This is a genomic window from Exiguobacterium sp. s91, from assembly GCF_018618915.1.
Classification (GTDB): Bacteria; Bacillota; Bacilli; order Exiguobacteriales; family Exiguobacteriaceae; genus Exiguobacterium_A; species Exiguobacterium_A abrahamii.
The window spans coordinates 1,404,435-1,428,985 of sequence record NZ_JACSMZ010000001.1 but is presented as its reverse complement, the minus strand read 5'-3'; the positions used below and the strand labels follow the sequence as shown (position 1 = coordinate 1,428,985).

Below are 24,551 nucleotides of genomic sequence, written 5' to 3'. Positions count from 1 at the left end.
AATACCTTTTATATTGATTCACTGAAAGGAGAATGACAGTGAAATTCTTTATACTTAGCGTATTGCCACTACTTGTCGTACTCAGCACGCCACTCTTCTCGATGACGGAGCCAATCTCACAAACGCTTTACTTTTTGGTGGTGTTCTTACTGACATGTCTGTCGGCGATGATGCTCGTTGAGCGACAACGTTTTTTCGAGCGTCTGAATACAGTACGACCGCTATACGGGATCGTGATCGGAATTCTTGGGCTTGCTAGTTTTGTTGGGATACTGATTTGGCTCTCGCCAGTCTTGTTGCAGACTGGTCTTGGAGGTCGCATCCTGACGTTCATGTTGATGTATCTTGGAATCTTGATTCTTGGTTTCATTACCGGTTGTTTCTTCGAAGGCATCACGCGCCAACCGAAGAATCAAATGATTCGCCCGGTCTTTCTGTTCATCGGAACAGGGTATGCTATCCTGACTGTCTTTGGCATTTTGCAACTTTATCATCAGGCAGGATGAAATAACCCCCTTGACGTCATCGTACGTCAAGGGGGTATTGTTTTACTGCACTTTTAGCAAGAATCCGAATTGTCCGTCTCCTTGTTTCCAGCGCGAGTTTAGTTCGTACGCATAGAGACCAGGTTCTGTCGGGGCGTTGAACTGATCTTTTTTCAAAGCGACAGGGGATTCCTGTTTTTGATCGTCCCACTGTGATAGTTTCACGCTTTTAAGATCACCGGATAATTCGACACGGACGGGTGCTCCAGCAGAGACGGTAACTGGCGTTTTTCCCTTTGCTAAGTCAAGACCGTCACGGTACGTCTTATCGACACACTGACTGCGGAGTAAGCTATCCCAGCAATAAGATCCTTGGACAGTCGGAACATCCTTTCCTTTTGCCTCGACTTCGGGATTCGGTGGCGCACCACGGAACGGTTCGAAAACGATGATGCAAACGACGAGGATCAGTAGAACGGCTAATGTTAGACCACGTTTCATGAGACACCCCCGATGGATTTTCTTTATTTTACCAAAATAAATCGAGATAAGTTGAGGTGTCTTTGAAAAAAAGGATATTCATTTCTTAAATTTCGAAATACTTCCGTTCCCTATTATTTTTCAGAAAACAGCTGCAATCGTTTGTTCAACAACTCCGCGACATAAATCGTTCCATCCGAACCGACCGCGATGTCGTGTGCAATCCGGAGTTGTCCCGCTTCTTTGCCCCACGCACCGAATCGTTTCTCAATCTTTCCTTGTTTGTTCAAAATGACGATTTGGCTTTGCGCGTTCTTTTTTTGTCCATTTAAATAGTTTCCGCCATCAGCGACGTAGACGTTACCGTTCGCACCGACTTCAATCCCGTACGGTCGACCGAGTTCTTTTGACGACCACGTATCGATGTGTTTGCCGTTTCGATTAAAGATTTGGACCCGGGCGTTGTCCCGGTCCGCCACATAGAGATTCATCTCATCGTCGCTACTGATCCCATGCGGCAGATTGAACTGTCCGTCTTGTTTGCCGAGTTCATTGACTTCCCATTTGACTGCTCCTTTTGGATCAAACATGACGATGCGACTATTCCGGTAGCCGTCAGATACGGCGAACGAGCCGTCCTTAAAAACGGTGACGTCTGTCGGACGAGCGAACGTCTTTTCATCCAGCTGTAGCGGGATGCTTGGCAAGACGTTTCGGATGCGCAGACCGAATTCCATGAACGGACCATATGCGTTTCCGAACGTTTGCAAGACTTTGCCGGACGCATCGAGCTTGAAGACTTGGTTCAGACTGATGTCGGTAATCCAGATATTGTTTTGGTCATCGACTTCGAGACCGTGCGGTGACTTGAATAGTCCTGCGCCTAACCGCTTCTTCACCTGCAACGTCTTTCCGTCGAGCACGATCAATGTCGGTTCTGTGATGTAGGTGTCATCCCCGTATGAATTACTACCTCGGTGTAAATAGTAGACGTCACCGTTCGGAGCAACAGCGACGCCGCTCGCTTCCCCGGCAATCGAACGATCGCGCGTTTCTAGTGGCCAAGCGACCTGTCCGCGATACGTCGTATCTTTTGGGATGGATGGATAGTTGTCTTTCATGACAGGATCTGCGCCACCTCTCGACCAGGAAATACCCAGTACCGTGATGGTTGCTAATGTCCCTATAAAGATCAGTCGTTTTTTCATACATCGTTCCTCCAGACGTGAATTCGTATCCATATTATATCTAGATATTAAACGAGGACGAATCGTTCTATAGGAGGAGACAGCGGGTTACGGAAGCAGGATATTAAAATCAGGATGAAGGGGTAAAGAAGAGAGATATCATATGGAAGAAAGAAAGTGAGGCAAAAACATGAAGGCAGTCACCGTAACGGGGCATGGTGGGCTTGAGCAGCTCGCTTATATCGATCAAGAGACACCACAACCGAAACAAGGAGAGGTACTGATTGAAATCAAAGCTTGTGCCTTGAACAATACAGAAATTTGGATGCGGGAAGGCGCCTATGGTGCAGAGAGTGAATCGGGCTGGAAAGCAGAAGGGGTGCAGTTTCCCCGGATTCCCGGTTCAGACATCAGCGGACGGATCGTCGCGGTCGGAGACGGTGTCGCCGAGACGGAAATCGGACGCGACGTCGTCTTGTTCCCGTTCACGGCGAGTGGAGAAATCGCTGACGAACAGAGTGCCGAGGACTTATCGTTCATCGGTTCCGAGTATGACGGCGGATACGCGGAGTATGTCTGCTGGCCGCTCGAACTCTGCTACGACATGCCGCTTGCTTCCTATACGGACAGTGCGGTCTTCTCGGTCAGTGGATTGACGGCGTGGCACATGGTCGAGCAACTTGACTTACAACAAGGACAGACGGTACTCGTAACAGGAGCCAGTGGCGGTGTCGGTTCACTCAACGTCCAGATTGCGAAACGTGTCTTCGGTGCCCGTGTCGTCGCACTCGTCGGTGACTTGAAGCTGACGGATCAATTGCAAGAACTCGGGGCGGACCTGGTCGTTTCCTACCGTGAGCCGGACTGGGATCAGCAGGTCATGCAAGAAGTTGGTCCGGTCGATGCGATTCTCGACGTCGTCGGCGATGCGGTGTTTAAACAAGGACTGGATCTGCTGAAGCGCGGCGGAACGTACTGTATTTCCGGATCTTCCGGGGGGCAGGTGACGTCGCTCGATTTTCGGACGCTTTATTTAAAACATATCCGCCTACAAGGATCCGTCCTTGGCAATCGCCATGATTATGAGAAATTACTGGAGGCCGTTCGGACGCAGACGATTCAGCCCGTCATCGACCGGACGTTCCCGCTCGCTGAAGCGCGAGAAGCCCAAGCGTACTTTAAACAAGCTGGCAAATTCGGTAAGGTCGTCTTGCTACCATAAGAGAGACCGAACAAAACGAGCTATCCTCTTCCTGTGATGGAAAGGATAGCTCGTTTTCGTGTCAATTTAAGGGCTAGGCAAGATGTAAAAAAACGTGACGATCGAGCTGACAGGCTCCTCTTCCGTATAATCAACCAATTCCTCCTGTGATTGATGAATCGTATACCGGTTGCCCGGAAAGAGTTCCGTTAGCCAGGTCGGAACATGTGAAGCGAGAGGGAACGACTGAATCCGCTCGAGTGGGAATGGGGTTCCGTCCGGATTCGTCGTGTGGACATGTAGTGCGTCTTGTGAAGCATCCTCGAGGACAATCGTTATGTAAAGCTGATGTTCAATCTGTTTTTCCTCTAGTTTTTGTCGCATGTCCTGCATAGCGCTCAACGCGATCCGAAGATGTGCTTTACGAATGCGCAGACTCGCGTTGCCATGTCCATAAAAGTCAGGGTGCTCGTGCCAGTCGTTAAACCAAACGTCTGGATCAATATAGGCTGAAGAAGAAAAACTTTTGAATTCAAGCTCGAGATTTTTAAAATAACGGCGTTTGCCGCGGAATTTTTTCATGAACGATGCACCTTTCATTAAAGGGATTTTATTATTTTTCATAAGGGAAATAAGGCGAAGACACTAAAAATTGGGTAAATAAAAACCAATGACTTGAATGGTGCGACTCGTATTGATCGACGGTGGAAAGGTGGAGCCTTCATGGAAGCATCGGTCTATGATCTGCAAGAGACGAGAAATAAAATCGACAAGGAGCTGACGATTCGATCGAGCAATGCTGTCATCTTGATGTGTGCGATTTTCATTGCCTCGATCGGATTGAACTTGAATTCGACCGCTGTCATCATCGGAGCGATGTTGATTTCGCCGCTGATGAATCCGATTCTCGGTCTCGGTATGGCTTTAGGGATCTCGGATATACCTCTGTTCAAGAAAGCACTTCGGCTGTTGCTCGTCCAGTTGACGATCAGCATCGTGACATCGACCGTCTATTTCTATTTTTCGCCTTTGACGGCAGCGAGTGATGAACTGATTGCGCGGACGTTCCCGACGATTTGGGACGTACTGATCGCCTTTGCTGGGGGAGTCGCGGGATGGATTGGTTTACGCAAGAAAGGGGCGAATAATATCGTTCCCGGTGTCGCGATTGCCACCGCCTTGATGCCACCAGTCTGTACGGTCGGGTACGCCATTGCGAATCAGAACATGACCTACGCGCTTGGTGCTAGTTATCTGTTCCTGATCAACTGTAGTTTCATTTTGATCGCGACGTTCCTAGGTGTCAAATGGCTCTTACGGACGGATCAGAGTTTACGGATCCAGGCATCAAAACGAATCAATCGTTCCTTGATCGCGCTAGCCTGTCTCATCAGTATACCAAGTGTCTATACAGCCTATCTGCTTAGTCAGGACAGTTTGTTTGAGACGAATCTTGACCGTTATGTCGAGGAAACGTTTCAAGAGACGTTCGTCGTTCAGCATAGCTATGACGAGAAACGCCAGCAATTGACGGTGACGACGTTAGGCAAACGGTATGATGCACGTGAACGGGAACGGCTGGAACAGTCGCTCGACGACTATGGACTATCACGTGTCAAACTGACCTTGATCCAGATCCCTGATTTGAATCAACTTGATCCTGACCAACTAGAGAAATTGTTTAATGAACGTATGCAGTGATGACGGAACTGAGGAGGAAAGAGCATGCTGGCGTTCTTTATCTTGATCCGAAATTTTTTTCATGTCATCCGTATCTTATTCAAGCAAGAAGAACAAAAGGCATTGATGATCATGGTCGGGGCACTTTTCTTGATTGGGACGGTCTTCTATCACAATGTCGAACAGTTCAGTATTCTGGATGCCTTCTATTTCTCCGTTATGACGCTCGCGACGGTCGGATACGGGGATCTCGTCCCTCAGACGGCGTTCGGTAAATTGTTTTCGATCGTGTATGTCATGCTTGGCGTCGGTGTTCTCAGTGCCGTCATCGTGAACTTCAATATGGCCCTAAAACAATATCACCGGGACAAGAAGAAGAAGGAGGAGCAGAAATGAAACCACATCTGACGCACTTCTTGCATTGTCTGATCCTCGGAGCAATCGTCGGATTGACGGCTGCCTTGTTTTTAAGTGGCATCAACGCATCGATTCATTATGTATGGGAGTGGTTACCGTCTGTACTGGATGTATCTTTCTATGGACTCGGCGTCGGTCTACTCGGTGGTATCGGTATTGGTCTGATTCAAAAGTCTGTGGGGGATTACCCGAAGACGATGCACGAGACGCTTGCTAACTTTAAGCAAGAAGGTCGTGTACCTTATCGCGGTGCCCTCTGGAAAAACGCCGTTGCCGCATGGATCGTGCTGACGTGTGGAGCGAGTTTAGGACCAGAAGCTGCGCTGATCAGCATCTTAGGGGGAATGGTGACGTGGATCGGTGACCGGCTAAGGTTGACGGAGCCGGAACGGCAAAGTTTCTTGCAGACGGGATACGCTGCGATGCTAGCGACGATATTTCATGCCCCGTTCGTCAGTGTCTCTGAAGCGATCGAGGAGGAACCGATGCAACGAGCAACGTCACGCTGGCAAAAGATACAACGCATCTTTTATTACGGCATTTGTACGCTCGTCGCAATTACCTGTTTTCGTTTCATCATGCACCTCGTACCCCATGACCGCTTGTTCGCAATCAAGATACCACCGATTACGTGGAATGCGACTGTCATGTGGTTCATCCTTCCGGCGATTCTCCTCGGTATCGCGTTCGGACTCTTCTTCTTATGGATGGAGCGGGTGACGAACTGGATGGTCTCTCGCGTCGGCAACCCAATCCTTCTCGCACTCATTGCGGGAATCGCGATTGGTCTTGCATCCATGCTCACACCTTACTTACTGTTTTCTGGTGAACATGAAATCCTAGACTTTACGAAGGAAGGAGCCTCATGGTCAATCGGCGCCTTATTGTTGCTTGCGATCGGAAAGGTGGGATTGACGCATCTTTGTTTTTCCTGCGGCTGGAAAGGTGGAAAGATATTTCCGTTGATTTTTTCGAGTACAGTCCTGGCATTCTGTCTCAGCCAATTAAGTCCGTTCATGCCTGGATTGATCGTAACACTTGTCGTCACGGCAAGTTGTGCTGTCGTCTTGCGTCAGCCACTCGTGACCGCTACGCTTCTCCTCTTTCTATTCCCGTTGCAATTCTTTCCGTTGATCCTACTTGTCTGTCTTGGCGTTCAACAATTCATGAAATACTACGGAAACCATCTTTCATTATCCGATAAATAAATTTATGACTTACTAAATTATTCGTTATTTGTCTTATGGATTAAATGAATCTATACTTTTCAGGAAGACCTAGTAAAAGGAGAACACACATGATTGATTTTGAATGGTATCGGAGTTTCATTCACGTTTACCAACAACGTTCCGTCTCAGCGGCAGCCCGAATTCGCTTTTTGACGCAACCGGCGGTCAGCCAGCATATCGCGGCACTGGAAGCAGAACTAGAGACATCCTTGTTCATCCGTGCGCCACGGCAAATGATTCCGACGGACACGGGAACAGCTCTCTATACACAAGTCGTCGGATTGATTGATCGGCTCGAGGAGTTATCGCTTGAGATGAAGTACGAAGCAGGGGAACAACCTCGTCCGGTCTTGAAGTTCGGGGGACCGACGGAATTCGTCACGCATGGGATCGTACCGAAGCTACCGCTCGACGTCGCACAGTTCACGGTAGTCTTTGATTTGACGGTTCCCTTGTTGCAACGCTTGCTTGCGAATGAGCTCGACTTCATCATCTCAACGAAGCGGATCGATGAACCGGGCGTCCAATACGTCCCGATTGCTGACGAACGCTTTCATTTGATCGCCCCGATCGGCTACGAAGTTCCGGAAGCGGATCTAAAGGAATGGATGGACCGACAGCGATGGATTAGCTACGGACTTGAGTTACCGATCATTCGTCGGTACTATCAGACGCAGTTCGGAGAACGACCTGGGATCCGTCCTGAAATGATCTTACCGAACGTAGATGCGATACTAAAAGCGATCGAAGCAGGACACGGGATCAGCGTCTTGCCCGATTATCTCGTCGAGGCAGCGGTCAGTGCTGGACGAGTACAACGGATTGCGCCGGAACGATTCGCGACGAATCAGTTATACGTCGCCTATCGAACGGACTCGCGCCACGATCCGGTTTTGCAACAGGTGATTAAGGCGTTAGGTTGAATTGTATGAAAAAAGTCCAATCCACAAGCAAATGCTGAGAGGATTGGACTTTTTTTGTATGAATTACATATTACTTTGATACGTCATCTAAGAACGTCAAGTATCGATCAACGACGAGATTGGCACTGTCTGCTCGATAGGCTTGATAGTGTGGTGAGGCGACATGCTGATCGAAAGCGTCTTGATCACGCCATTGTTCATAAAAGTAGAAGACGTTCGGATCATCGATAGCGCGATGTGTCTGATACGTCAGGCACCCTGCCTCGGCACGCGAAGGGGCGATCACACCTTCGATGATAGAAGCGAGCTGTTCGCCTTGATTCGGATGCGCTTCGATCCGGGCAATCAGTTGAATCATCTAAAAGACCTCCTATGAAAAGAGATCCTTCATCCAAAGGATCTCTTGTTTTGATTAGTTAAGTGTGTTGATGACAGCTTTCGCGACCGCAATCGTGGACTGTGGATTTTGACCCGTGACGAGGTTTCCGTCGACTTGGACGTTCTCCGTGAAGTTGTCAGCCGTGATGATGTTCGCACCGAGTTCACGGAGACGTGTCTCGAGCAAGAATGGCATGTAGACGTCAAGTCCTGTCGCGCGTTCTTCTTCATCCGTGAACGTTGCGATCGTTTTTCCTGCGACGAGCGGTGTTCCGTCTGAGAGTGTCGCACTAACGAGTCCAGCGGGTCCGTGGCACACTGCAGCGACCGTCTTGTTCGCTTCAAACAATGTTCGAAGGGCGTTGTTCAAGGCATCACTTTGAGGCAAGTCGAACATCGTACCGTGTCCGCCTGGCATGAAGATCGCATCGAATGCTGAGAAGTCTTGGATTGATTTTAAATCAAGTGTCTCTTTCAAGAGTGGAGCTGTTGCTTGAATCTCAGCTGGGACTTCGTCTTCCAGGCTCCGAGCGTCGATTGGTGATTCGCCGCCGTTTGGGCTTGCAACCGTTACTGTGTATCCTGCGTTCTTGAATTCGATGTATGCTTCCGCGAACTCAGACAACCAAAGTCCTGTCGCGTGACCTTCCTTCATTTCTTTTGCGTTCGTGACGACCATTAAGATGTGTTTACTCATGATATGTTCCTCCTTTTTCGTTTGCCGATTGGCTACGTGATTAGAATACGCCCAACTCTAACGAAAAACAAATTAATAAAAATGAGCTTATCGATAAATAAATTTATACATAAAAATAAAAACTGCTTCCTACCATGATGGCGGAAGCAGTTTGAAAGATAGATTAACGTACGTCAGAAGAATAGTTAGCTAACATCGAGTGACTTCGTACCGTCACGATGACACTGGCAAGACTCGCGACTGTTCCGAGGACGGCGACGATGATCGTCGAGGAACCGTTCGGAATCAAGAAGCCGACCGGAATTAGTCCGACGAAGCTAAAAACGATCAGTGATTGATAAATGACATTGACGATCTTCAGTACAGGGTGTTCGAAAAACGATAGGATGAGTGGTGGTAGGAATAAGACGACAATTAGTCCAATCGCGATGTAGACCGATAACGGCTCCTCAAACGAAATGGAATTGCCTGTTGAATGGCGTGCTGCGACGAGCACGGCGACGATCGCGACGCATAAGGTTACACAAACGAACGTTAACCGTTTTAGCATATGAATCCCTCCTTTTTACTCTGATTCCATAATAAACCATTTTTCAAATGGAAGACAATCTTTTTCCGGACGTCCAGTAATGACGAATCGCTTAGATGATGACGTCGGGACGATCCCAGTGTAATAGATGTCCTGACTCCGGGACGAAATGGACCGTTGCTTGCGTCATCTCATGTAATAGGTTCGTTGCCTGCTGACGGATCGATAATTGAAAAATAAGGAAACTTTCTTCAAAGAGTAGCGTAGAGTAAGATGACACGTCATTTACATAGAGGAGAATTCACATGGAAACCATCATCACGATGCTCTTAACAGCCGTTACCTTATATGGACTCGGTGTCCTTGTCACGAAAGTAAAAGAACGCTTGAATTAAAAGCGGAAGGAAAAACGATCTTCTTGACCTCACATGACTTGAATGAGATCGAAAAGATGTGTGACCGTGTCGCGATCATGACGGAGGGAAGAATCGTCCGCTATGGAACCGTTGCGTCCTTACAAGAAGCAATGAGGAAGGAGATTCAAATCAGTATTCGGACTGTTCCGCGATTAGCGCCATCGCATCTGCCAGCATACGCTCGGCTTTTGTCGCAAGCTGATGATTGTACACGGCTTGATTTATCGACGGAAGAGGATATTCCAGAGTTACTCGTCATGCTTGCGAAACAAGACGTCAAAGTCTACGAGGTGCAGATCGAACGCCAATCATTAGAAGAGATTTTCTTAGCGGTCTGACCGACTAGCCTCTGATTCCGTCTCCGGAACATCTTCGAGTAAAAGACGATCCCCGTCATTCCACTGACCGTACATCTGATTCCGTTTCGTTTTTTCAATCAACGTTTGCAGACGTTTTTCATAGAGAACGGGATCCTTGCGTACACTTTGAATCGTATCAATCCGGATCCGTCGATAGAGCTCCGGGAAGTCATTAAACTGTTCATAGACGATCGGGTCTTCTTGTAGACGCGCCTGAATGGCGTCATCGATGACGAACGCATCAGTGCGCATGTCTGGTAGAACCTGTCGTCCGGACGGTTGCATCAAGCCGAGGCGTTCCAAGCGGCGGACCCGTTCCTTGTTCAGTTCGGTCCAGTTGCTGTTCTTTCGACGCGGGGTGAACCGTTGCGCCAGTTCACCGTCTTCGGTCTTCTTTGCAATTCCATCAATCCAGCCGAAGCAAAGTGCCTCTTCGACGGCATCGAGATAAAGTAACCCGCCCCCGATTTGTTTTCGGCTGAGAATCACCCAACAGAAGGACGCGTGATCCGCGTGGTTCTTCAGCCACTGTCGAAAGCCATCGCGATCGGTAAAGCGTAAGACATTCGTGATTTCCACGTTCGTTCCTCCATTTCATATAGCAGTGCCCCCTCAACGTCACGCGAGGGGGCACTTTTTTTCTTTAACGCAACGGGTCATGATGAAAGACACAATTCCGACCACTCTTTTTCGCTTGATAGAGGGCAGCGTCTGCCTGCTGGATCGTTTGTAAAAAATTATGAGTCTCGGACGGTTGATGAGTTTGACGAGACACACCAATCGATAACGTCACTTGCAGCGGTTCCGTCGCTGATAACTCATACGTCCGTTTGGCACTGGCTTCACAGATTTGTTCCGCGAGTCGACGCGTCTCCGGCAACGAATGCTCCGGCAACAGCATCATGAACTCTTCACCGCCGAATCGCCCGAGCACACAAGAAGGAGGACAATACGATGTAAGCAAAGAGCTGATTTGCCGTAAGATATGATCACCGCGGTCATGACCGTAAGTATCATTGACCTGTTTGAAATGATCGACATCGATGATCATGATTGAAAAATCCGTTTGTTGTGATTTGTACCGTTGGACGGTCTCTTCTAGACGACGTCGATTATCAAGCCCTGTCAATGTATCCGTCAAGGCAAGACGCCGATGCATCCGGACTTGATTGAAGTGCCAGCGGACTTGATGCAAGATGCTGTGCAAGAGAAAACCAGCGCAGCCATTCCCGACGAGAAAGATCGTCATCGCTGTCACGTCATTCGGTTGAACATGTTGAACGTATGGTAAACAGAGAATGAGTGCAATCGTGAAGATGACCGGAAACGAGATGAATCGATCCGGTGCTTCATTTTGTAAGTACAAGACAACGATGCTGACGATCAGATACGTACCTATCAGCCAATAGGCATGAGCGGAATCAAAAACGAACGTTTGAAGGGAAGCGAAGACGAGGGTCGTGATGAAGCCGCTACTGATACCTCCATAAATGAAAGCGATGACGATCAAGGTAATCGACAAATCGAAACGGAATCCCTCATAGGTGATGGCGTTATGGATGACCCAGTAGCCGGCACCTGTCGCAAGAGTCAGTACTAACAGATTTTTCTTCAGCCAGCTGTCGAACGTGTTTCGAAACTGAAATCGTTTAAAAAAGAACAGGGAGATGAGCACGAAGAAAAAAGTCAGAGCGACGTTGAGGATTAGATGGTTCAGTATATTCCACATATTCGTGTTCCTCTCAAATGAGTTCTGAAAAATAACTACAAAAAAATGTTTCATTCAATGAATATTTATTCTATATAGCCAACAATACCCTAAAGATGTATGAAAATATCTTGATTTCCGTATATTTTAAAAAAGATTAGATTTCTTCAACTAAATCAATAATACTCTGAGATTTTTTCACGTGAAGACTCGACGAGATAATCAAGTGAGACGAAATTGCGAATGAATGCATACGAGCCAATTTCCTCGATGGATACGCCTAATCTCTCTGCCTGGTGACTGCGGTCATCTTCTTGCGATTGCAGCATCTCGAAGCCTGCTGCTTGCATCCGCTCTCCGTCGAATTCGAGCGTAACGACATCTCCATCTTGCCAATCATTTTTTAATTGATGAAAGTGCGTTTGATACGCTGCGCTTGGAGGATCGACTTCAAAGGCGATCCAGCCTGTTGGTGCATCGATTTGGAATGTCGGTGACAATCCACCGCGTGTCACGATTGATTTCATATGATGCCGATGTGTCATATGACGTAATAGCATGGTCAGACCACTCCTTTTTTATCTATTATTACGCGACAGCGTCAGAATATCGAGAAAAATTTTCAAAAGAGATGGAAGGATATTGGATTTTTCTGGTATACTACGTTTTCGGAAAGCGTTTGCACAAAAGGGGGAGAATACATGCAACCATATGCCGTCAAAGCAACAGGACTGACGAAACACTATCAAATCCTACAACGGGAACCGGGACTACGTGGAGCGATCAAAGCGTTATTTCACCGGACATATCGGACGAAAGAGGCAGTCAAAGCAATTGATTTGACGATTGCGCCAGGAGAACGGGTCGGCTATATCGGTTTTAATGGCGCCGGGAAATCAACGACGATCAAGATGCTCGCTGGTGTCCTGCGTCCGGATGCGGGGAACGTCCGGGTGTTCGGACTTGATCCACATGCCGACCGCGTCAAGAACGCGTCGCAAATCGGAGCCGTCTTCGGTCAGCGGACGCAACTGTTCTGGGACATTCCGGTCCAAGAATCGTTTGAGCTGTTGAAGGAAATCTATCAAGTACCGACGTCAGAGTTTGCCGAGACGCTCGCGTGGTTTCGGGAGAAGCTCGATCTCGCACCGCTTCTAGACGTACCGGTCCGACAACTGTCGCTCGGACAAAAGATGCGCTGTGAACTAGCCGCAGCCTTCCTGCATCGACCAAAAGTCGTCTATCTCGACGAACCGACGATCGGACTTGATATTGAAATTAAGGAGACAATCCGTCACTTCATCCGCGAGATGAGTGATCGCTGGGGAACGACCGTCATCTTGACGACGCACGACATGCAGGACATCGAGGAAGTCTGTGACCGTGTGATCGTCCTCGACGACGGCAAAATCATCTATGACGATACGATCGATCAGTTGAAGGCATCGTTCAGTCACGAGCGGACACTTCGAATCACGCTCGAAGAACCGGTGCCGTTCGTTTTACCGACGGCATTGATCAATCGTGTGATCATGTTTGAGACGGATGAGCTAACGTACGAGCTCGCCTTTGACGACCGAGAACTGTCAAGCGGTCAAGTCATCAAGGAAATCGTTTCGCTGTACGCCGTTCGGGACGTCTCCGTGTCCGTCCCGAAGATGGAGACGTTAATCCGCAAGCTCTACCGAGCGGGGATCAGCGCATGAGAATTAGCAAATATACCGCGTTGATGCGGTCCCAAATCAAGGTTGATCTCGCCTACACGGCCTGGTACTGGGCAAGCATGTTTAGCGTGACGATGCGTCTGTTCATCCTCTATTTCTTCTGGCAAGCCGTGTATGCCAATAAGACCGATGTTTCCGGTATCTCGCTGTCAACGATGCTGACGTATGCGGTGCTTGCGACGATGATCGATCAGTTCCGCGGGGGTGCCGGACGCGATCTCGCCCGGATGATCAAACAAGGGGCGATCGCAATCGAGTTACTCCGTCCGTATCACTTGCTCGATAAGTTACTCGCCCAAGACATCGGCTCAAAAGTCTCGATCTTGTTCCGCTCGATTCTACCACTCGTCCTCGTCTCGATCTTGTTCATCGGCGTGGATCGACCACAGTCGTGGTTGGCTGGCATCGCCTTCGTTGGTAGTGTCCTTTGTGCCGTGTTGCTCGCGACATTGATTGATCTGCTCGTCGGCATCTTTGCCTTCTATACCGTCAACATTTGGGGACTATCCGTCTTACAGGACGCCGTCATCACGATCATGTCCGGTGCAATCGTACCGTTGACGCTGTTCCCGGACTGGTTTCAGACGATCAGTCTGTACTTACCGTTCGCTTCACTCGTCTACGTCCCGGTTGCGATCTATACGGGAGAGATTGGCGCAAGCGGCATCTTGCAAGCGTTACTGATTCAAATCGGCTGGTTGATCGGATTCTTCGTCATCTTGCGAATCACGTTCGCGCTCGCGATCCGGAAAGTGACGGTGTTCGGCGGATGAAACGATACATAAAACTCTACTGGTTGTATGCCAAAAGTCATTTTAAGGTCATGATGGAATACCGGATCGATTTCCTGATTGGTGTCTTGTCGGTCTTCGGTCAACAGTTCGCCTCACTCTTTTTCCTGTCGGTCGTCTTTCAGCATATCGAGACGCTAAACGGCTGGGACTTTTACGAGATTCTATTCATTTACGGGATCGCCTTTTTAGGACGAGCCTTACATCATATCTTCTTTGATAACCTTTGGACGATCGGTTGGCAGTACATCCGGACCGGGAATCTAGATCGGTTGTTGATGCGCCCCGTCAATCCGTTGTTTCAAATCATCGCTGAGCGCGTCCAACAAGACGGATTCGGTCAACTGTTGATTGGTGGTGGGGTGCTCTATGTTGCTTCCAATCACCTCGACATGATCTGGAGCTTCGGTGATGTCTTGATGCTGATCGTACTTGTTCTTTCGAGCGGATTGCTCTATATCGCGATCAATCTGTTTTTTGCGACGTTCTCGTTTTGGATGGTCGACAGTTTACCGATCGTCTCAGCAGTTTTCAGTTTGAGTGATTTTGCTCGTTATCCGATGACGATCTACTCGAAGGTGTTGATGTTCGTCTTGACTTACATCATCCCCTTCGGCTTTACTGCCTTCTACCCGGCGATGTATTTCTTTGACGGAAGAGGCTATGGTGTGATGGCGATTGCGACACCACTTGTCGCGATCATCGCCTGTTTGATCGCTTATCGTTTCTGGTTGTTCGGACTGAAGGCATTTGCGAGTACGGGATCATGAAATAAGAAGAACCTTGAAGTGTTGCGACGCTTCAAGGTTCTTTTTGGATGTTTTTATCAGCTCGTTCGTAAAGATTTTGCATAGTTGAAAGATCAGCGATGTCAACTGTGTACAGCAATGGATGATGGTTAAAAATCAGGTTAAGAAAAATAATCCGTTCCCTTGATTCCTGAAAAAGGAAATTTTAAGTGTCTTGATTTTGTATAATGAAGAGGGAAGACGGAAGGAATATAAACATTATTCAAAGGAGGAGTGTAGTGAGATGAGAGTCGTAAGAGTAGACCGATTGGTAGTGGCATTGAGCATCTTTAGTGGACTTCTCGTATCCTTGGGTCGCTCGACGCAAGTGTATCCGCAATCAAGCAGCGGCAATGGTAATCTAGGGCTTATACCGCTCCTGCTACTCCTATTGATTTTTCCATTTGGCATCAGTCTCGTGGTGCAATGGATGAGAGCAGCGCAGTTACGTTTTTTATCCCTAATTGGTTTATCGATCTGTACGATGATCTATCTTGTGTGTGGCATCTTCTATCAAGTCGAGCAATTCAGCCAGTATCAAGTTTTCGTTAAACAACAAGTTAGGGCGGAGAATGGAACGATCGATGAAAGTTACTTAACAAGTATTACGTCGGTACCTTCGCCCTATATGAACAGTCAGTTCTTTAACAGCAATACTTTCTTGATTTACTGGGCAAGCATCTTATTAGTGGCAAGCTTGATTGCATGGTGGACTCGAAATAAATCGTTATTGTCGGATTCAGATAAAAGGAATACGTTCCCATTTGAACAATGAAAGAGTCCTTCTCTCAACTGTGCTTTCAGAAGAGAGAAGGACTCTTTTGTTATAACGATTACGCGCATTTAAAAATGATCGCTTTGCATCTTATGAAGCAATTGATCGAACGTCTCGTGGTCCTTTGATGTAAAGGCACGGAAATAACGATCATCAATCTCTTCGATCTCGGGAGCTGACGTTTGAATCAGCGCTGCACCATCTTCCGTTAAGAGAATCCGCTTTTCCCGGTTGATTCGTTTTCGGATGACGAGGTGTTCCGCGAGCAACTTCTTGACCGTTTGCGAAATGGCACCGCTTGAGAGTTCGAGCGTGCGTTCAAGTGATTTTTGTGTCGCACTCTCTTGATGATACAGGGTCATCAATAAATCGAATTGGGATTTTGAGAGCCCTTTTGGTTTCAATACATCGTTGACTTCTTTCGAATAACGAGAATGGATCCGCTGAATGGCGTTCCAGTGTTGCATTGAAGATTCGAATGTGAAGGTCATGATTTTTCCTCCTATTCTGTCATGCTGGGTTGAGCTTATCGAAGAAACGGATTAATTCTTCCTGTTGTCGAGCCGTCAGAGCGGCGAATTGTTCTTGTTGAAAACGTTCATAGGCAGGCAACACTTCTTGCAGAATGGCTGTTCCTTTTTCCGTCAATAGCAAATAGTTCGTCTTCCATTTGCGCTTGCGGGTGATGAGTTGCCGATCAAATAAACGTTTGATTCCGTGTGAAATCGTGCCGTCGGTCACTTGGATCCGTTCCGCGATTTCCTTCTGGCTCGTGCATGAGGTTGTCTGTAGGCAACGCAACACTTCAAGGTTCGTATGGGAGAGATCCCATTGTTTCAAAAAAGCATTGACGCGCTTGATTTGTTGATTATGATACGTCGAAATCGTCTGCCAGCATGTCATGGGATATGTCTCTGTCATTGTTGTCATGGGGAACCTCTTAAATGTAGAATGTACTGCTGATGAATTACTTTTACCATACCATATTAAAAATATGTAGTGCTACTAGTTTGAACGCAAACCCATCACTTCCCATCATTGCCTAGGAACTATACAAAAAAAGACCTGAACGTGTCAGGTCGTTTCAGGAAGGAATCCCATTTGAGAGCGTGAGATAGGAATCCGTTAACTGGAATCCATATTTCGTAAAACATTGATCTGAGACGCGTCCTTGTAAGGTGATCTTCGAATAATCACCACGAATCGCGTAATGGGTATACTTTTTTTCGATGTCATGAATCAACGACTCAAGTAACAGACCACGCTCGCCGAGTCCTTCTTCCCGAACATTGATTTCAAGTAAACAGAATGTACCGTATTCGGTGAGGGACGTGCGCTCCGTTCGTTCATGAAGCACGGTTAAGAACGAACGTTTTGAGATGAGGGATCGACTATTGGGTGGTTCAAGGATCGTGACGTAATAACTGAGTGCCGGGGGACGCACGTTACGCGTGACTTCAACGACTTGCCGCTGATTGTTGTACGCGAGACCAACGAATTGTTCCTGCGGATGATGCGGCAGGGTCAGTCCTTCTTGCTCACAAACGGTTTGCCACTCGGCTTCTGGAATCCAGACAGCCTCTTCGGTTTTCGCTAAAGCTTTAAAGAACTTCACGTTGAACGGATGACCTCCTATAGGGTATGTAAAATGACTATTCCCATCATGCCTGATGGCTAGACAAAAAACGAGTTACAATCTGACGACAAATGCTCTTCCTTTGCTATAAGTATACCGTGAAATTTCGTTTTGAAACAGACTACACCTGAATGAATCGACTGTCTATACTGAATGTATCCAGTCAGGAGGCGAGCATATGAAAACAGTTGAAGGTCCTTTTTTCCATGGCACGAGAGCCACGTTGCGAATCGGTGACGAATTGAAACCAGGACACGCGTCGAATTTTCGTCAACGACCGCTCCAGCACGTCTATTTCACAGCAACACTTGATGCAGCGAAGTGGGGCGCGGAGCTCGCACAAGGTGACGCTCCGGAGCATATCTATATCGTCGAGCCACTCGGAGCGTATGAGGATGATCCGAACTTGACGAACAAACGGTTCCCAGGCAATCCGACCCGGTCGTATCGTTCGACTGAACCTGTGAAGATCATCGCTGAACTCGGAACGTGGGAACGGCATACGGATGAAGAGATTGAGACGATGAAAGCATCCCTGCAGCGATTACGCGCAGAAGGGAAGGATACGATCATCGACTAAACGAACGGGGGAGAAAAGCTTGCCTGTACATGATTTTAAATCGATCCAACCGACGAATGTGAACGTCATTGATCAATTATTAGTCAATCACTTGCACGCCATCCGCCTGAATCAACAGGACGAGCGATGGATCACGATCCTTGGAGATCCGTTCGTTCCACCCATTGAAACGATCGTTGGCGTCTATTGTGTCTACCGGAAATCAATTCTTGATCTGTTGCAAGGTAGGATTGCCTCTATCGAATCGTATGACTTTCAGAAGGCATCTGCGAATGACAAACTCATGACAGCAGAAAGCGTCGAAGGAGTGCTTGATATGGCGACATTCGTCGTCATTGCTTCAGAAGACGACACCTATATGTCTCACTACTTCATCGGTGGTGATGCAAAGAAACTCAATTCGATCTTAAACGTATGCTTTGGTCATCCGAATGCGTTGGACGAACAAGCATCAAAACATTCTATCAAACGCTTCGAGCAGGATGTTTTGATCGTTGAAAAGATGGGATTCATGAAATTGCTTCGAAATGAATAGAGAAACGAATTGAATGTAAGATAAGCACTACCACGTATTTTTTTGTCAGAATGTACTGCAAGGTGAAGATGGAATGGTACAATATGTAAAAAGGGGGCGTTTATATGTCTCGCTTCAAACAAGAAAAGAAACAACCACTCGATCATCTCCGCGATGGTGTCGATCAAGGTCTCGGTAGTGCCGTACCACGTGGGCAAAACGACGGGATGCGTGGTCTGGAGATGCTCGCAGTGCTTGTCGTCCTCGGTGGAGGATATCTACTATATCAATGGTTTTTCTAAAGCAAGAAGCATCGCCCTTACGAGGACGATGCTTCTTTTTGTTCGATTTCACTGACGATATCATCTAATGTGACGTGAGCGAGTACCTTCTCAAGCGCGGATTGCGCAAGCTCAAAGATGGGTGTGACTGTCGATTGGATGTTTCGTCCGACTGGGCAGTCTGGGTTCGGTGCGGCATGGACGCCGAACAATTCCTTGTCCGGTACGACAGCAACGGCGTGATAGACGTCAAGCAGCGTAATCTTAGACAACGGGCGGGCGAGTCGCGCACCGGCGACACCCGGACGGACCTCGATCAAATCAGCTTTCTTCAACATGCTCATGATTTTACGGATGACGACCGGATTCGTATTGACGCTGCCAGCAATCAAGTCGGATGTCATCTTCTCGTCGGTCGCGATCAACGAGAGAATATGGATGCCGACGGAAAAACGTGTACTGATGGCCAACGGATGACCCTCCTTCTTAAAAACATTGTTCTCTCATTATACGTCGTATTGTTCATTTGGCAAGAAACGGGGAATAGGAACAACACTGTTGACAAACAAAGTAATTGTAACTATATTAGTTACATGTAATCGAAATAGTTACATATCAAAAGGAGGAATCATCATGAATATCGGAATCATCGGCGCAACAGGAAAAGCAGGGCAATTGATTTTACAAGAAGCAATCACACGTGGTCATGACGTCACGGCAATCGTCCGTAACGCGGCAAAAGTGACGGCAAACGTCACGATTCTCGAGCGTGATGTACTCGCACTGACGAAAGATGACTTAAACGGGTTTGACGCCATCGTCAATGCGTTTAACTCAGCACCGGGTGAGGAGACGAAACATATCGAAGTCGGGCGTCATTTAATCAACGTGTTAGCAGGAAGCAAGACACGACTTTTCGTCGTCGGTGGGGCGGGAAGCCTATTCGTCGATGCCGAGCATACAGTACGTGTCATGGAAACACCGGATTTCCCGGAAGCGTATTATCCGACAGCCTCGAACATGGGAAAAAACTTGATCGAACTGCAAGGGCAGCAAGACGTGACATGGACGTATCTCAGCCCCGCTGGATTCTTTGATCCGAGCGGTCAACGTACAGGAGCGTATACAGTCGGCGGTGAGCAGATGATTTTAAACGCAAAAGGGGAAAGCTACATCAGTTACGCGGATTACGCCATCGCGGTAGTCGATGAGCTAGAAAACGCGCAACATCTCAACGAACGATTCTCGGTCGTTGGCGAACAAGGGTGATGGTGTCAGACCGACTTACGTAGTCGGTCTTTTTTAATGGGCGGAGTGAGAGATACAGCGGAGGACGGATGGCATAGTAGCATGGTTTGTTTAATATGAGAATAGAAACGACTAAAGGAGCTCAAATCATGATGCGACGATGCTTTAGTATCATCAGTCTATTAGCTGTCTTGATCGTCTGTACGACATCAACACAACCGTCCCGGTTCGAACGTTCGGAACCGGTCGCGACGATCGAGGATCATTACGAGGGACAAATCAATTGGCCGAGTGAAAGCGATCCGTTGATAGAACTTCACGCCAAACCGTGATCTACATATTGCCGATCAAAGCCCGTCTTCTTGAGGAAGACGGGCTTTTAGTGACGTTAAATGACAGTCATTGCGTTCAAGAAGACGAACAAGAACGTAATGCCGCTCGTCAAAATCAAAAAGGGGAGGACGATCAGTAATTCAAGATGCGGACGAACACCGTGGAAGAACAGAAAGAACAGTGTCAAACAGGCGGTCGTGATCGTCAACGCAAGTGAGGCAATCAATTCATGAAGGGGTTCAACGAACGGAATGAGGGACGCTCCAGTGATCGTGTCAAAAGCGAAACCGAAGGACAAAAAAATGAGTAAGTACAAAAGTGATTTTTGACGAAACATGCGGCATGTCTCCTTTACTGAACGATACATTCAGTATAATGCCCAGCTTGTCATTCTTATCTAACAAAAATGTAAGAATGTGGCTGATTTCAAACAACTGAATCGTTTTTGTATAGTAATGTCAAACGTGTCAACAAAAAATAGAGGAAGGCGGCGCTACTCGCAATCGCCTGAAAATAGAGCGGTTGAAACAGACCATTGAAGACGATTAATAAGATGCCACCAATAAGGAAGGCGATGCCTTGATTCAGAAAGAGATGTGATGTAAAGGAAAGTGGACGCGTTCGGAAGCCGAAGTAACGAATCGCGTCAGTCAGGATGCCGCCGACCGTGATGACAATCATAAACGACAGCAATGTCTCGAAAACACCTGAATAATACCCAGCGTCCGTCTCGGCCATAAGGCGTGGTGACGACGGGAGATGTTGATACAGCATCAAAAAAATCCAGTTAGTCATCAGTAGTCGAAATGACAGACGGATCATGGTGTTCCTCCTTCCCGGTTTTCATGACGATGAATAGACGGGTGACCATCACATATAAAAAGGCAGCGACTACGTTTCCGATGAAAAATAAAGCAGGAAGTGAAGTGAACAAAATGAACGCGCCAGCAAACACGAAGACCGTGCCTTGATGAACGAGGAGATGTGTCGTCCACGGTAGCGAACGTTTCGTGAAACGGACAGCTAACAGCAAGTCACCCAACGCGATGCTACTGAAAAACAGTAGCATGACAGCATCCAACTGTTCATTGACCAACTGCTCCGTGTAGGACAAAAACGGCACCATCATCGTCATCGAACCAAACAAGTTAAGAAACAAAAAGAAGCTGAGGACGGTCCGACCAAGCCACCCGAACAGATAGGGGAGAAATGACGGATACTTCCGTGCCGACTCGGAGACAAGAAGATACACTAATGCTACTCCAGAACAGAACAAGACAAAATAGAACGAAAATGGATTGGGTTGCACAAGTAGATAGAGGACGATACTTGCGAACAACGCGACGACCTGATTGAGGATGATCCGTTGTGCGAATGAGATAGTCGAACGGAATAACAGGCGCGGCAGCCCTTCTGTCAAGAGTGCGCCGATTAGGATGACTGGACCGGCAAACAGTAGACCAATCAGGAAGAAGTCGGTGAAGGACGTGCCGTAGATTGCTGGATCCCCCATCTCATGCCCAGCAATCAGTGCGTACAAGAAAGCGAACAATATCGCGGAAATGAAACTGTTCTTTACGATTGATGCCATAGAAATAAGTCCTTTCCGTTTGTTGCTCAAAATAGTTTGTACCAATACAGCGTCAGATCGATGTCTGGATTGGCGGATTGTTTTAGGCTATCGACACCACCGAGCACGAAGCCTTCTCGCGCGTAAAACCGGCAAGCTATCAGATTATCGTCCTGTGCTTCAAGGGACAGACCGATCAACTCACGTTGCTGTGCCCACTTCGTCGCAGCGGCGAGCAGTTGGTGTCCGACGCCTAGTTTACGAAACGATTGTTTGACGGCGATGTTCTCGATGTAGGCGAAACGGTTCCAGTCACGTACGAGACGAATCTGACCGATACAAGAAGTGCCGGAGAAGGCGAGTAGGACGATACGATCTTTATGATCAATATAAGTAGACCAATCGAGACGGTCGTCCGGGAAATGGGTCTCGGTAACTGTTTCATAAAGTTCTTCCGTGTAGGACCAGGTGGTACCGGAAAACTGCGGAACGATGTGTCCGATGATTGGAAACGGATCGTTGGCATCATTGACGAGTGGAATACTCTCGATCGAGAGAGGGCGAATTTTCAATTGTTCAGTCTCTTTCATCGTCATCCTCCTTCTATCTTTAAAGATATAGTTCACTCTCTTCATCATCTCCTAAATGCTGAGAACTGTCACGAGGAGAGGTACGAGAACAGGTCAATTTTTAGCTGAAAACGGGTTTTAATTTTTCTAAAAAAGGAATTGCATGAACAGGAACGAATACATAGTCAGAAGACGATGAAACAGTACAGAGAGACAGCAGTAGAGGACGTGACAACATGAACATGGATACGGTCAACCAGTATCTCGATGCCTATGGATATGGCGTTATTTTCATTTTTTTATTTTTTGGCATCGTCGGGATCCCGGCACCGGAAGAATCACTACTCGTCCTGATTGGTATCTTAAGTGGTCAGAACGAAGAACGTTTGATTTATTCAATCTTGACGGCATTCGCCGGAACGTACGTCGGCATGTTGACGGCATATGGCGCGGGGCGCTTCTTTGGACCGACCGTCTTACGATACGGTCGGTTCATCGGATTGACGAGGGAGCGCTGGGAGCGGGTGTCAAACGGCTACATGGGACGCATCAATCGGACGATCATCGCCGGTCTTTATATTCCGGGCGTGCGGCAAATCAATCCGTATTTTGCGGGGATGAAGCAGATTCCGTTCGGTCGTTATTTCTGGGTGTCAGCACTTGGTTCCGCGCTATGGGTCGTTCCTTTCGTCTTACTCGGTCACTTTGCCGGGAAGACGTTCCATATCAAGCCGGAAGTCGTACCGTATTTCGGACTTGCCTTACTCGTATTGTTCCTGCTCGGTGTACTCGTCAAATGGCTCAAGCGTAAACGGCTTGAAAAACGCGTCGTTTCAGGGAAAAACCAAGCGGGAAAAGAAGACTAAGCGATACTTCTTTTTAAAGGATTTTTGCGGATAGTTTGAAGGAGTGGACATACGATGCAAAAAATAGTGATCTTTCCTTTTTTAAGGATGCGATCCGGTCATCATCTCGTCGCGGAAGCCATCGCCGAACGATTGCAGGGACCAGATGTTGAAGTCAAGGAAGTAGAGTTACTCAGTACGATCAGCCCGTTCGCGGAATGGGTGACATCGAAGTTTTATCTGAACTGGATTCGACATTTCTCAAACGGTTATAGTCGTTTTTACCATCGGCATATTGCCGGGCGCTCGAGTAACGCGCGCTCAAGGGGATGGACGTCGCATTATTTCCAACAGCAGATGTTACGAATCATCCGAACGGAACAACCGGATGTCATCATCTGTACGCATGCATTTCCGTCCTATCTCTTGAATCAATTGAAGGAACGAAACCTTTGTGATGTACCCGTCATCAATGCCTATACCGATCTATTCGTCAGTCGCGTCTGGGGAAAGAAGCATATCGAGTATCATCTGTTGCCGAATCGTGAGGCGAGGCGGGAATTGCACGCGCACCATGCTGTACCAAAAGAGCGGTTGTTCGTAACAGGAATCCCTGTCCATCCAGCAATTTCTGGTGGTTCCATCATTCGTTCGACGCAGTCCCGCAAACAAATTCTTGTTGCTGGCGGAAACGGTGGACTCGGTCAACTCGAGACGTTGCTGACGCAAATCGAACAGTGTGCGGAAGCAGATTTTCATGTCTTGTGCGGGAACAATCAGACGCTCTATAAACGACTAGCCACGCGACGTCATCCACATATCCATCCACTCGCCTATATCGATTCAAGGGATGAGATGAATCAACTGTATGAACGGATGGATGCGATCGTCACGAAGCCGGGTGGCGTGACGGTTAGCGAAGCGTTCGAAAAACGTATACCGCTGTTCATTCAACACGTCCTACCGGGGCAAGAAGAAATCAATCGCACGTATTTGATGGAGAAAGGGCTTGCGTTCTCCTTTAATCAAACGGATACACTCGCGGACGTCATCCGTCGGACGCTTGAGAATCCGGACGTCATGCACGCTTGGCAACAAGCGGTCACACAGTATCAAAATGATCGCGTCATGGCCGATCAGCGATTTTTCGCTGAACGGATTGCGGGTTGCCTGCAAGATCGTCGTCAAAAAGTAAATGGATAATAAGG

35 protein-coding genes are annotated in these 24,551 nt (G+C 47.8%); 18 read left to right on the top strand and 17 right to left on the bottom strand.

All coding sequences use genetic code 11. From position 1 onward, the window contains the following. Positions 1-38 precede the first annotated feature (38 nt). Entirely contained in the window at positions 39-506 is a 468-nt protein-coding gene (locus KNQ06_RS07420; RefSeq protein ID WP_215147760.1) for a hypothetical protein, read from the top strand. Between the two features lie 42 nt (positions 507-548). Here the strand turns inward: KNQ06_RS07420 and KNQ06_RS07415 are convergent, their stop codons facing one another. Together KNQ06_RS07415 and KNQ06_RS07410 are read right to left on the bottom strand one after the other, a co-directional pair. Further along, positions 549-986, bottom strand: a complete 438-nt coding sequence (locus KNQ06_RS07415) for a hypothetical protein (RefSeq protein WP_214857505.1) — start codon at positions 984-986, stop codon at positions 549-551. Between the two features lie 113 nt (positions 987-1,099). Then, positions 1,100-2,173 (bottom strand): peptidyl-alpha-hydroxyglycine alpha-amidating lyase family protein, encoded by a 1,074-nt coding sequence (locus KNQ06_RS07410; RefSeq protein ID WP_215147758.1) that lies wholly within the window; start codon positions 2,171-2,173, stop codon positions 1,100-1,102. A gap of 169 nt (positions 2,174-2,342) precedes the next feature. Here KNQ06_RS07410 and KNQ06_RS07405 point away from each other — a divergent pair, with 169 nt between their 5' ends. Next, positions 2,343-3,374 (top strand): zinc-binding dehydrogenase, encoded by a 1,032-nt coding sequence (locus tag KNQ06_RS07405; protein WP_215147756.1) that lies wholly within the window; start codon positions 2,343-2,345, stop codon positions 3,372-3,374. Positions 3,375-3,440: 66 nt separating this feature from the next. On the opposite strand, the gene KNQ06_RS07400 is transcribed toward KNQ06_RS07405, so the two are convergent. Then, positions 3,441-3,935, bottom strand: coding sequence for a hypothetical protein (locus tag KNQ06_RS07400; RefSeq protein WP_215147754.1), 495 nt, complete (start codon positions 3,933-3,935; stop codon positions 3,441-3,443). A gap of 141 nt (positions 3,936-4,076) precedes the next feature. Between KNQ06_RS07400 and KNQ06_RS07395 the strand changes: the two genes are divergently transcribed. The 4 genes from KNQ06_RS07395 (at position 4,077) to KNQ06_RS07380 (ending at position 7,602) form a co-directional block, all read left to right on the top strand. Then, positions 4,077-5,054: a DUF389 domain-containing protein gene (locus KNQ06_RS07395; protein WP_058704035.1), complete on the top strand. Its 978-nt coding sequence runs from the start codon at positions 4,077-4,079 to the stop codon at positions 5,052-5,054. 24 nt (positions 5,055-5,078) lie between these two features. Then, a complete protein-coding gene (locus KNQ06_RS07390) occupies positions 5,079-5,429 on the top strand; it encodes a potassium channel family protein (RefSeq protein ID WP_050677800.1) in 351 nt (116 codons plus the stop codon). Continuing rightward, positions 5,426-6,658 carry a chloride channel protein gene (locus KNQ06_RS07385; RefSeq protein ID WP_058704037.1) on the top strand — a complete coding sequence of 411 codons (1,233 nt, stop codon included), beginning with the start codon at positions 5,426-5,428 and terminating at the stop codon, positions 6,656-6,658. Before KNQ06_RS07390 ends, KNQ06_RS07385 begins: the two co-directional genes overlap by 4 nt. 89 nt (positions 6,659-6,747) lie before the next feature. Then, on the top strand, positions 6,748-7,602 hold the full coding sequence (locus KNQ06_RS07380) for a LysR family transcriptional regulator (RefSeq protein WP_149427272.1): 855 nt from the start codon (positions 6,748-6,750) through the stop codon (positions 7,600-7,602). A 70-nt stretch (positions 7,603-7,672) separates the two neighbouring features. Here KNQ06_RS07380 and KNQ06_RS07375 read toward each other — a convergent pair whose 3' ends face one another. The 3 genes from KNQ06_RS07375 to KNQ06_RS07365 all read right to left on the bottom strand — a co-directional run bounded on the left by KNQ06_RS07375 (position 7,673) and on the right by KNQ06_RS07365 (position 9,227). After that, positions 7,673-7,960: a putative quinol monooxygenase gene (locus KNQ06_RS07375; RefSeq protein WP_064299947.1), complete on the bottom strand. Its 288-nt coding sequence runs from the start codon at positions 7,958-7,960 to the stop codon at positions 7,673-7,675. 54 nt (positions 7,961-8,014) lie between these two features. Beyond that, positions 8,015-8,677, bottom strand: a complete 663-nt coding sequence (locus KNQ06_RS07370) for a type 1 glutamine amidotransferase domain-containing protein (RefSeq protein ID WP_215147752.1) — start codon at positions 8,675-8,677, stop codon at positions 8,015-8,017. 163 nt (positions 8,678-8,840) lie between these two features. Further along, positions 8,841-9,227 (bottom strand): hypothetical protein, encoded by a 387-nt coding sequence (locus KNQ06_RS07365; protein WP_215147750.1) that lies wholly within the window; start codon positions 9,225-9,227, stop codon positions 8,841-8,843. 397 nt (positions 9,228-9,624) lie between these two features. On the opposite strand from KNQ06_RS07365, the gene KNQ06_RS07360 reads away from it, so the two are divergent. Beyond that, on the top strand, positions 9,625-9,960 hold the full coding sequence (locus tag KNQ06_RS07360; RefSeq protein WP_215147748.1) for an ATP-binding protein DrrA1-3 family domain-containing protein: 336 nt from the start codon (positions 9,625-9,627) through the stop codon (positions 9,958-9,960). Here KNQ06_RS07360 and KNQ06_RS07355 read toward each other — a convergent pair. From KNQ06_RS07355 to KNQ06_RS07345, 3 genes are all read right to left on the bottom strand, one after another. Then, positions 9,949-10,560 (bottom strand): YdeI/OmpD-associated family protein, encoded by a 612-nt coding sequence (locus tag KNQ06_RS07355; protein ID WP_215147746.1) that lies wholly within the window; start codon positions 10,558-10,560, stop codon positions 9,949-9,951. The genes KNQ06_RS07360 and KNQ06_RS07355 overlap by 12 nt on opposite strands. Before the next feature lie 64 nt (positions 10,561-10,624). Next, positions 10,625-11,710, bottom strand: a complete 1,086-nt coding sequence (locus KNQ06_RS07350) for a diguanylate cyclase (protein WP_215147744.1) — start codon at positions 11,708-11,710, stop codon at positions 10,625-10,627. A 155-nt stretch (positions 11,711-11,865) separates the two neighbouring features. Next, on the bottom strand, positions 11,866-12,249 hold the full coding sequence (locus KNQ06_RS07345) for a hypothetical protein (RefSeq protein WP_023468155.1): 384 nt from the start codon (positions 12,247-12,249) through the stop codon (positions 11,866-11,868). Positions 12,250-12,390: 141 nt separating this feature from the next. Here KNQ06_RS07345 and KNQ06_RS07340 point away from each other — a divergent pair, with 141 nt between their 5' ends. The 4 genes from KNQ06_RS07340 (at position 12,391) to KNQ06_RS07325 (ending at position 15,767) form a co-directional block, all read left to right on the top strand. Next, positions 12,391-13,395 carry an ABC transporter ATP-binding protein gene (locus KNQ06_RS07340; RefSeq protein ID WP_215147742.1) on the top strand — a complete coding sequence of 335 codons (1,005 nt, stop codon included), beginning with the start codon at positions 12,391-12,393 and terminating at the stop codon, positions 13,393-13,395. Next, a complete protein-coding gene (locus KNQ06_RS07335) occupies positions 13,392-14,186 on the top strand; it encodes an ABC transporter permease (RefSeq protein WP_215147740.1) in 795 nt (264 codons plus the stop codon). The genes KNQ06_RS07340 and KNQ06_RS07335 overlap by 4 nt, the downstream gene beginning before the upstream one ends. Further along, the gene (locus KNQ06_RS07330) at positions 14,183-14,974 is read left to right on the top strand and encodes an ABC transporter permease (protein ID WP_215147738.1); all 792 of its coding nucleotides are present in this window, start codon (positions 14,183-14,185) and stop codon (positions 14,972-14,974) included. The genes KNQ06_RS07335 and KNQ06_RS07330 overlap by 4 nt, the downstream gene beginning before the upstream one ends. 262 nt (positions 14,975-15,236) lie before the next feature. Further along, a complete protein-coding gene (locus KNQ06_RS07325; RefSeq protein WP_215147736.1) occupies positions 15,237-15,767 on the top strand; it encodes a hypothetical protein in 531 nt (176 codons plus the stop codon). A gap of 68 nt (positions 15,768-15,835) precedes the next feature. Here the strand turns inward: KNQ06_RS07325 and KNQ06_RS07320 are convergent, their stop codons facing one another. The 3 genes from KNQ06_RS07320 to KNQ06_RS07310 all read right to left on the bottom strand — a co-directional run bounded on the left by KNQ06_RS07320 (position 15,836) and on the right by KNQ06_RS07310 (position 17,382). Further along, positions 15,836-16,258, bottom strand: a complete 423-nt coding sequence (locus tag KNQ06_RS07320; RefSeq protein WP_023468160.1) for a MarR family winged helix-turn-helix transcriptional regulator — start codon at positions 16,256-16,258, stop codon at positions 15,836-15,838. A gap of 19 nt (positions 16,259-16,277) precedes the next feature. Then, the gene (locus KNQ06_RS07315; protein ID WP_215147734.1) at positions 16,278-16,697 is read right to left on the bottom strand and encodes a MarR family winged helix-turn-helix transcriptional regulator; all 420 of its coding nucleotides are present in this window, start codon (positions 16,695-16,697) and stop codon (positions 16,278-16,280) included. A gap of 154 nt (positions 16,698-16,851) precedes the next feature. Then, on the bottom strand, positions 16,852-17,382 hold the full coding sequence (locus KNQ06_RS07310; RefSeq protein ID WP_215147732.1) for a hypothetical protein: 531 nt from the start codon (positions 17,380-17,382) through the stop codon (positions 16,852-16,854). 199 nt (positions 17,383-17,581) lie between these two features. Between KNQ06_RS07310 and arr the strand changes: the two genes are divergently transcribed. From arr to KNQ06_RS07295, 3 genes are all read left to right on the top strand, one after another. Continuing rightward, a complete protein-coding gene (gene arr, locus KNQ06_RS07305) occupies positions 17,582-17,983 on the top strand; it encodes an NAD(+)--rifampin ADP-ribosyltransferase (protein ID WP_215147730.1) in 402 nt (133 codons plus the stop codon). 19 nt (positions 17,984-18,002) lie between these two features. Next, a complete protein-coding gene (locus KNQ06_RS07300; RefSeq protein WP_149427283.1) occupies positions 18,003-18,518 on the top strand; it encodes a hypothetical protein in 516 nt (171 codons plus the stop codon). A gap of 104 nt (positions 18,519-18,622) precedes the next feature. Continuing rightward, positions 18,623-18,799, top strand: a complete 177-nt coding sequence (locus KNQ06_RS07295) for a hypothetical protein (protein ID WP_156501836.1) — start codon at positions 18,623-18,625, stop codon at positions 18,797-18,799. 17 nt (positions 18,800-18,816) lie between these two features. On the opposite strand, the gene KNQ06_RS07290 is transcribed toward KNQ06_RS07295, so the two are convergent. After that, positions 18,817-19,248 (bottom strand): Rrf2 family transcriptional regulator, encoded by a 432-nt coding sequence (locus KNQ06_RS07290; RefSeq protein WP_058265849.1) that lies wholly within the window; start codon positions 19,246-19,248, stop codon positions 18,817-18,819. Positions 19,249-19,411: 163 nt separating this feature from the next. Here KNQ06_RS07290 and KNQ06_RS07285 point away from each other — a divergent pair, with 163 nt between their 5' ends. Continuing rightward, a complete protein-coding gene (locus KNQ06_RS07285) occupies positions 19,412-20,047 on the top strand; it encodes an NAD(P)-dependent oxidoreductase (protein ID WP_058704052.1) in 636 nt (211 codons plus the stop codon). A 128-nt stretch (positions 20,048-20,175) separates the two neighbouring features. After that, a complete protein-coding gene (locus tag KNQ06_RS07280) occupies positions 20,176-20,358 on the top strand; it encodes a hypothetical protein (RefSeq protein WP_214857531.1) in 183 nt (60 codons plus the stop codon). A 56-nt stretch (positions 20,359-20,414) separates the two neighbouring features. Here KNQ06_RS07280 and KNQ06_RS07275 read toward each other — a convergent pair whose 3' ends face one another. From KNQ06_RS07275 to KNQ06_RS07260, 4 genes are all read right to left on the bottom strand, one after another. Next, positions 20,415-20,696: a hypothetical protein gene (locus KNQ06_RS07275; RefSeq protein WP_214723063.1), complete on the bottom strand. Its 282-nt coding sequence runs from the start codon at positions 20,694-20,696 to the stop codon at positions 20,415-20,417. 89 nt (positions 20,697-20,785) lie between these two features. Continuing rightward, the gene (locus tag KNQ06_RS07270) at positions 20,786-21,181 is read right to left on the bottom strand and encodes a hypothetical protein (protein ID WP_149427285.1); all 396 of its coding nucleotides are present in this window, start codon (positions 21,179-21,181) and stop codon (positions 20,786-20,788) included. Then, positions 21,147-21,950 (bottom strand): hypothetical protein, encoded by an 804-nt coding sequence (locus KNQ06_RS07265; protein ID WP_215147728.1) that lies wholly within the window; start codon positions 21,948-21,950, stop codon positions 21,147-21,149. The genes KNQ06_RS07270 and KNQ06_RS07265 overlap by 35 nt, the downstream gene beginning before the upstream one ends. Positions 21,951-21,976: 26 nt before the next feature. Continuing rightward, the gene (locus KNQ06_RS07260) at positions 21,977-22,519 is read right to left on the bottom strand and encodes a GNAT family N-acetyltransferase (protein WP_064300890.1); all 543 of its coding nucleotides are present in this window, start codon (positions 22,517-22,519) and stop codon (positions 21,977-21,979) included. A 215-nt stretch (positions 22,520-22,734) separates the two neighbouring features. On the opposite strand from KNQ06_RS07260, the gene KNQ06_RS07255 reads away from it, so the two are divergent. Beyond that, a complete protein-coding gene (locus tag KNQ06_RS07255; RefSeq protein WP_058704058.1) occupies positions 22,735-23,364 on the top strand; it encodes a DedA family protein in 630 nt (209 codons plus the stop codon). Positions 23,365-23,418: 54 nt separating this feature from the next. Then, positions 23,419-24,546 carry an MGDG synthase family glycosyltransferase gene (locus KNQ06_RS07250; protein WP_064300891.1) on the top strand — a complete coding sequence of 376 codons (1,128 nt, stop codon included), beginning with the start codon at positions 23,419-23,421 and terminating at the stop codon, positions 24,544-24,546. The last annotated feature ends 5 nt before the right edge of the window (positions 24,547-24,551 follow it).

Excerpts from the sequence above, each read along its gene's own strand:
- KNQ06_RS07415 (WP_214857505.1), bottom strand. The coding sequence starts at position 986 with ATGAAACGTGGTCTAACATTAGCCGTTCTACTGATCCTCGTCGTTTGC.
- KNQ06_RS07410 (WP_215147758.1), bottom strand. The coding sequence starts at position 2,173 with ATGAAAAAACGACTGATCTTTATAGGGACATTAGCAACCATCACGGTA.
- KNQ06_RS07405 (WP_215147756.1), top strand. The coding sequence starts at position 2,343 with ATGAAGGCAGTCACCGTAACGGGGCATGGTGGGCTTGAGCAGCTCGCT.
- KNQ06_RS07400 (WP_215147754.1), bottom strand. The coding sequence starts at position 3,935 with ATGAAAAAATTCCGCGGCAAACGCCGTTATTTTAAAAATCTCGAGCTT.
- KNQ06_RS07395 (WP_058704035.1), top strand. The coding sequence starts at position 4,077 with ATGGAAGCATCGGTCTATGATCTGCAAGAGACGAGAAATAAAATCGAC.
- KNQ06_RS07390 (WP_050677800.1), top strand. The coding sequence starts at position 5,079 with ATGCTGGCGTTCTTTATCTTGATCCGAAATTTTTTTCATGTCATCCGT.
- KNQ06_RS07385 (WP_058704037.1), top strand. The coding sequence starts at position 5,426 with ATGAAACCACATCTGACGCACTTCTTGCATTGTCTGATCCTCGGAGCA.
- KNQ06_RS07380 (WP_149427272.1), top strand. The coding sequence starts at position 6,748 with ATGATTGATTTTGAATGGTATCGGAGTTTCATTCACGTTTACCAACAA.
- KNQ06_RS07375 (WP_064299947.1), bottom strand. The coding sequence starts at position 7,960 with ATGATTCAACTGATTGCCCGGATCGAAGCGCATCCGAATCAAGGCGAA.
- KNQ06_RS07370 (WP_215147752.1), bottom strand. The coding sequence starts at position 8,677 with ATGAGTAAACACATCTTAATGGTCGTCACGAACGCAAAAGAAATGAAG.
- KNQ06_RS07365 (WP_215147750.1), bottom strand. The coding sequence starts at position 9,227 with ATGCTAAAACGGTTAACGTTCGTTTGTGTAACCTTATGCGTCGCGATC.
- KNQ06_RS07350 (WP_215147744.1), bottom strand. The coding sequence starts at position 11,710 with ATGTGGAATATACTGAACCATCTAATCCTCAACGTCGCTCTGACTTTT.
- KNQ06_RS07345 (WP_023468155.1), bottom strand. The coding sequence starts at position 12,249 with ATGCTATTACGTCATATGACACATCGGCATCATATGAAATCAATCGTG.
- KNQ06_RS07340 (WP_215147742.1), top strand. The coding sequence starts at position 12,391 with ATGCAACCATATGCCGTCAAAGCAACAGGACTGACGAAACACTATCAA.
- KNQ06_RS07335 (WP_215147740.1), top strand. The coding sequence starts at position 13,392 with ATGAGAATTAGCAAATATACCGCGTTGATGCGGTCCCAAATCAAGGTT.
- KNQ06_RS07330 (WP_215147738.1), top strand. The coding sequence starts at position 14,183 with ATGAAACGATACATAAAACTCTACTGGTTGTATGCCAAAAGTCATTTT.
- KNQ06_RS07325 (WP_215147736.1), top strand. The coding sequence starts at position 15,237 with ATGAGAGTCGTAAGAGTAGACCGATTGGTAGTGGCATTGAGCATCTTT.
- KNQ06_RS07320 (WP_023468160.1), bottom strand. The coding sequence starts at position 16,258 with ATGACCTTCACATTCGAATCTTCAATGCAACACTGGAACGCCATTCAG.
- KNQ06_RS07315 (WP_215147734.1), bottom strand. The coding sequence starts at position 16,697 with ATGACAACAATGACAGAGACATATCCCATGACATGCTGGCAGACGATT.
- arr (WP_215147730.1), top strand. The coding sequence starts at position 17,582 with ATGAAAACAGTTGAAGGTCCTTTTTTCCATGGCACGAGAGCCACGTTG.
- KNQ06_RS07295 (WP_156501836.1), top strand. The coding sequence starts at position 18,623 with ATGTCTCGCTTCAAACAAGAAAAGAAACAACCACTCGATCATCTCCGC.
- KNQ06_RS07285 (WP_058704052.1), top strand. The coding sequence starts at position 19,412 with ATGAATATCGGAATCATCGGCGCAACAGGAAAAGCAGGGCAATTGATT.
- KNQ06_RS07280 (WP_214857531.1), top strand. The coding sequence starts at position 20,176 with ATGATGCGACGATGCTTTAGTATCATCAGTCTATTAGCTGTCTTGATC.
- KNQ06_RS07275 (WP_214723063.1), bottom strand. The coding sequence starts at position 20,696 with ATGTTTCGTCAAAAATCACTTTTGTACTTACTCATTTTTTTGTCCTTC.
- KNQ06_RS07270 (WP_149427285.1), bottom strand. The coding sequence starts at position 21,181 with ATGATCCGTCTGTCATTTCGACTACTGATGACTAACTGGATTTTTTTG.
- KNQ06_RS07265 (WP_215147728.1), bottom strand. The coding sequence starts at position 21,950 with ATGGCATCAATCGTAAAGAACAGTTTCATTTCCGCGATATTGTTCGCT.
- KNQ06_RS07260 (WP_064300890.1), bottom strand. The coding sequence starts at position 22,519 with ATGAAAGAGACTGAACAATTGAAAATTCGCCCTCTCTCGATCGAGAGT.
- KNQ06_RS07255 (WP_058704058.1), top strand. The coding sequence starts at position 22,735 with ATGAACATGGATACGGTCAACCAGTATCTCGATGCCTATGGATATGGC.
- KNQ06_RS07250 (WP_064300891.1), top strand. The coding sequence starts at position 23,419 with ATGCAAAAAATAGTGATCTTTCCTTTTTTAAGGATGCGATCCGGTCAT.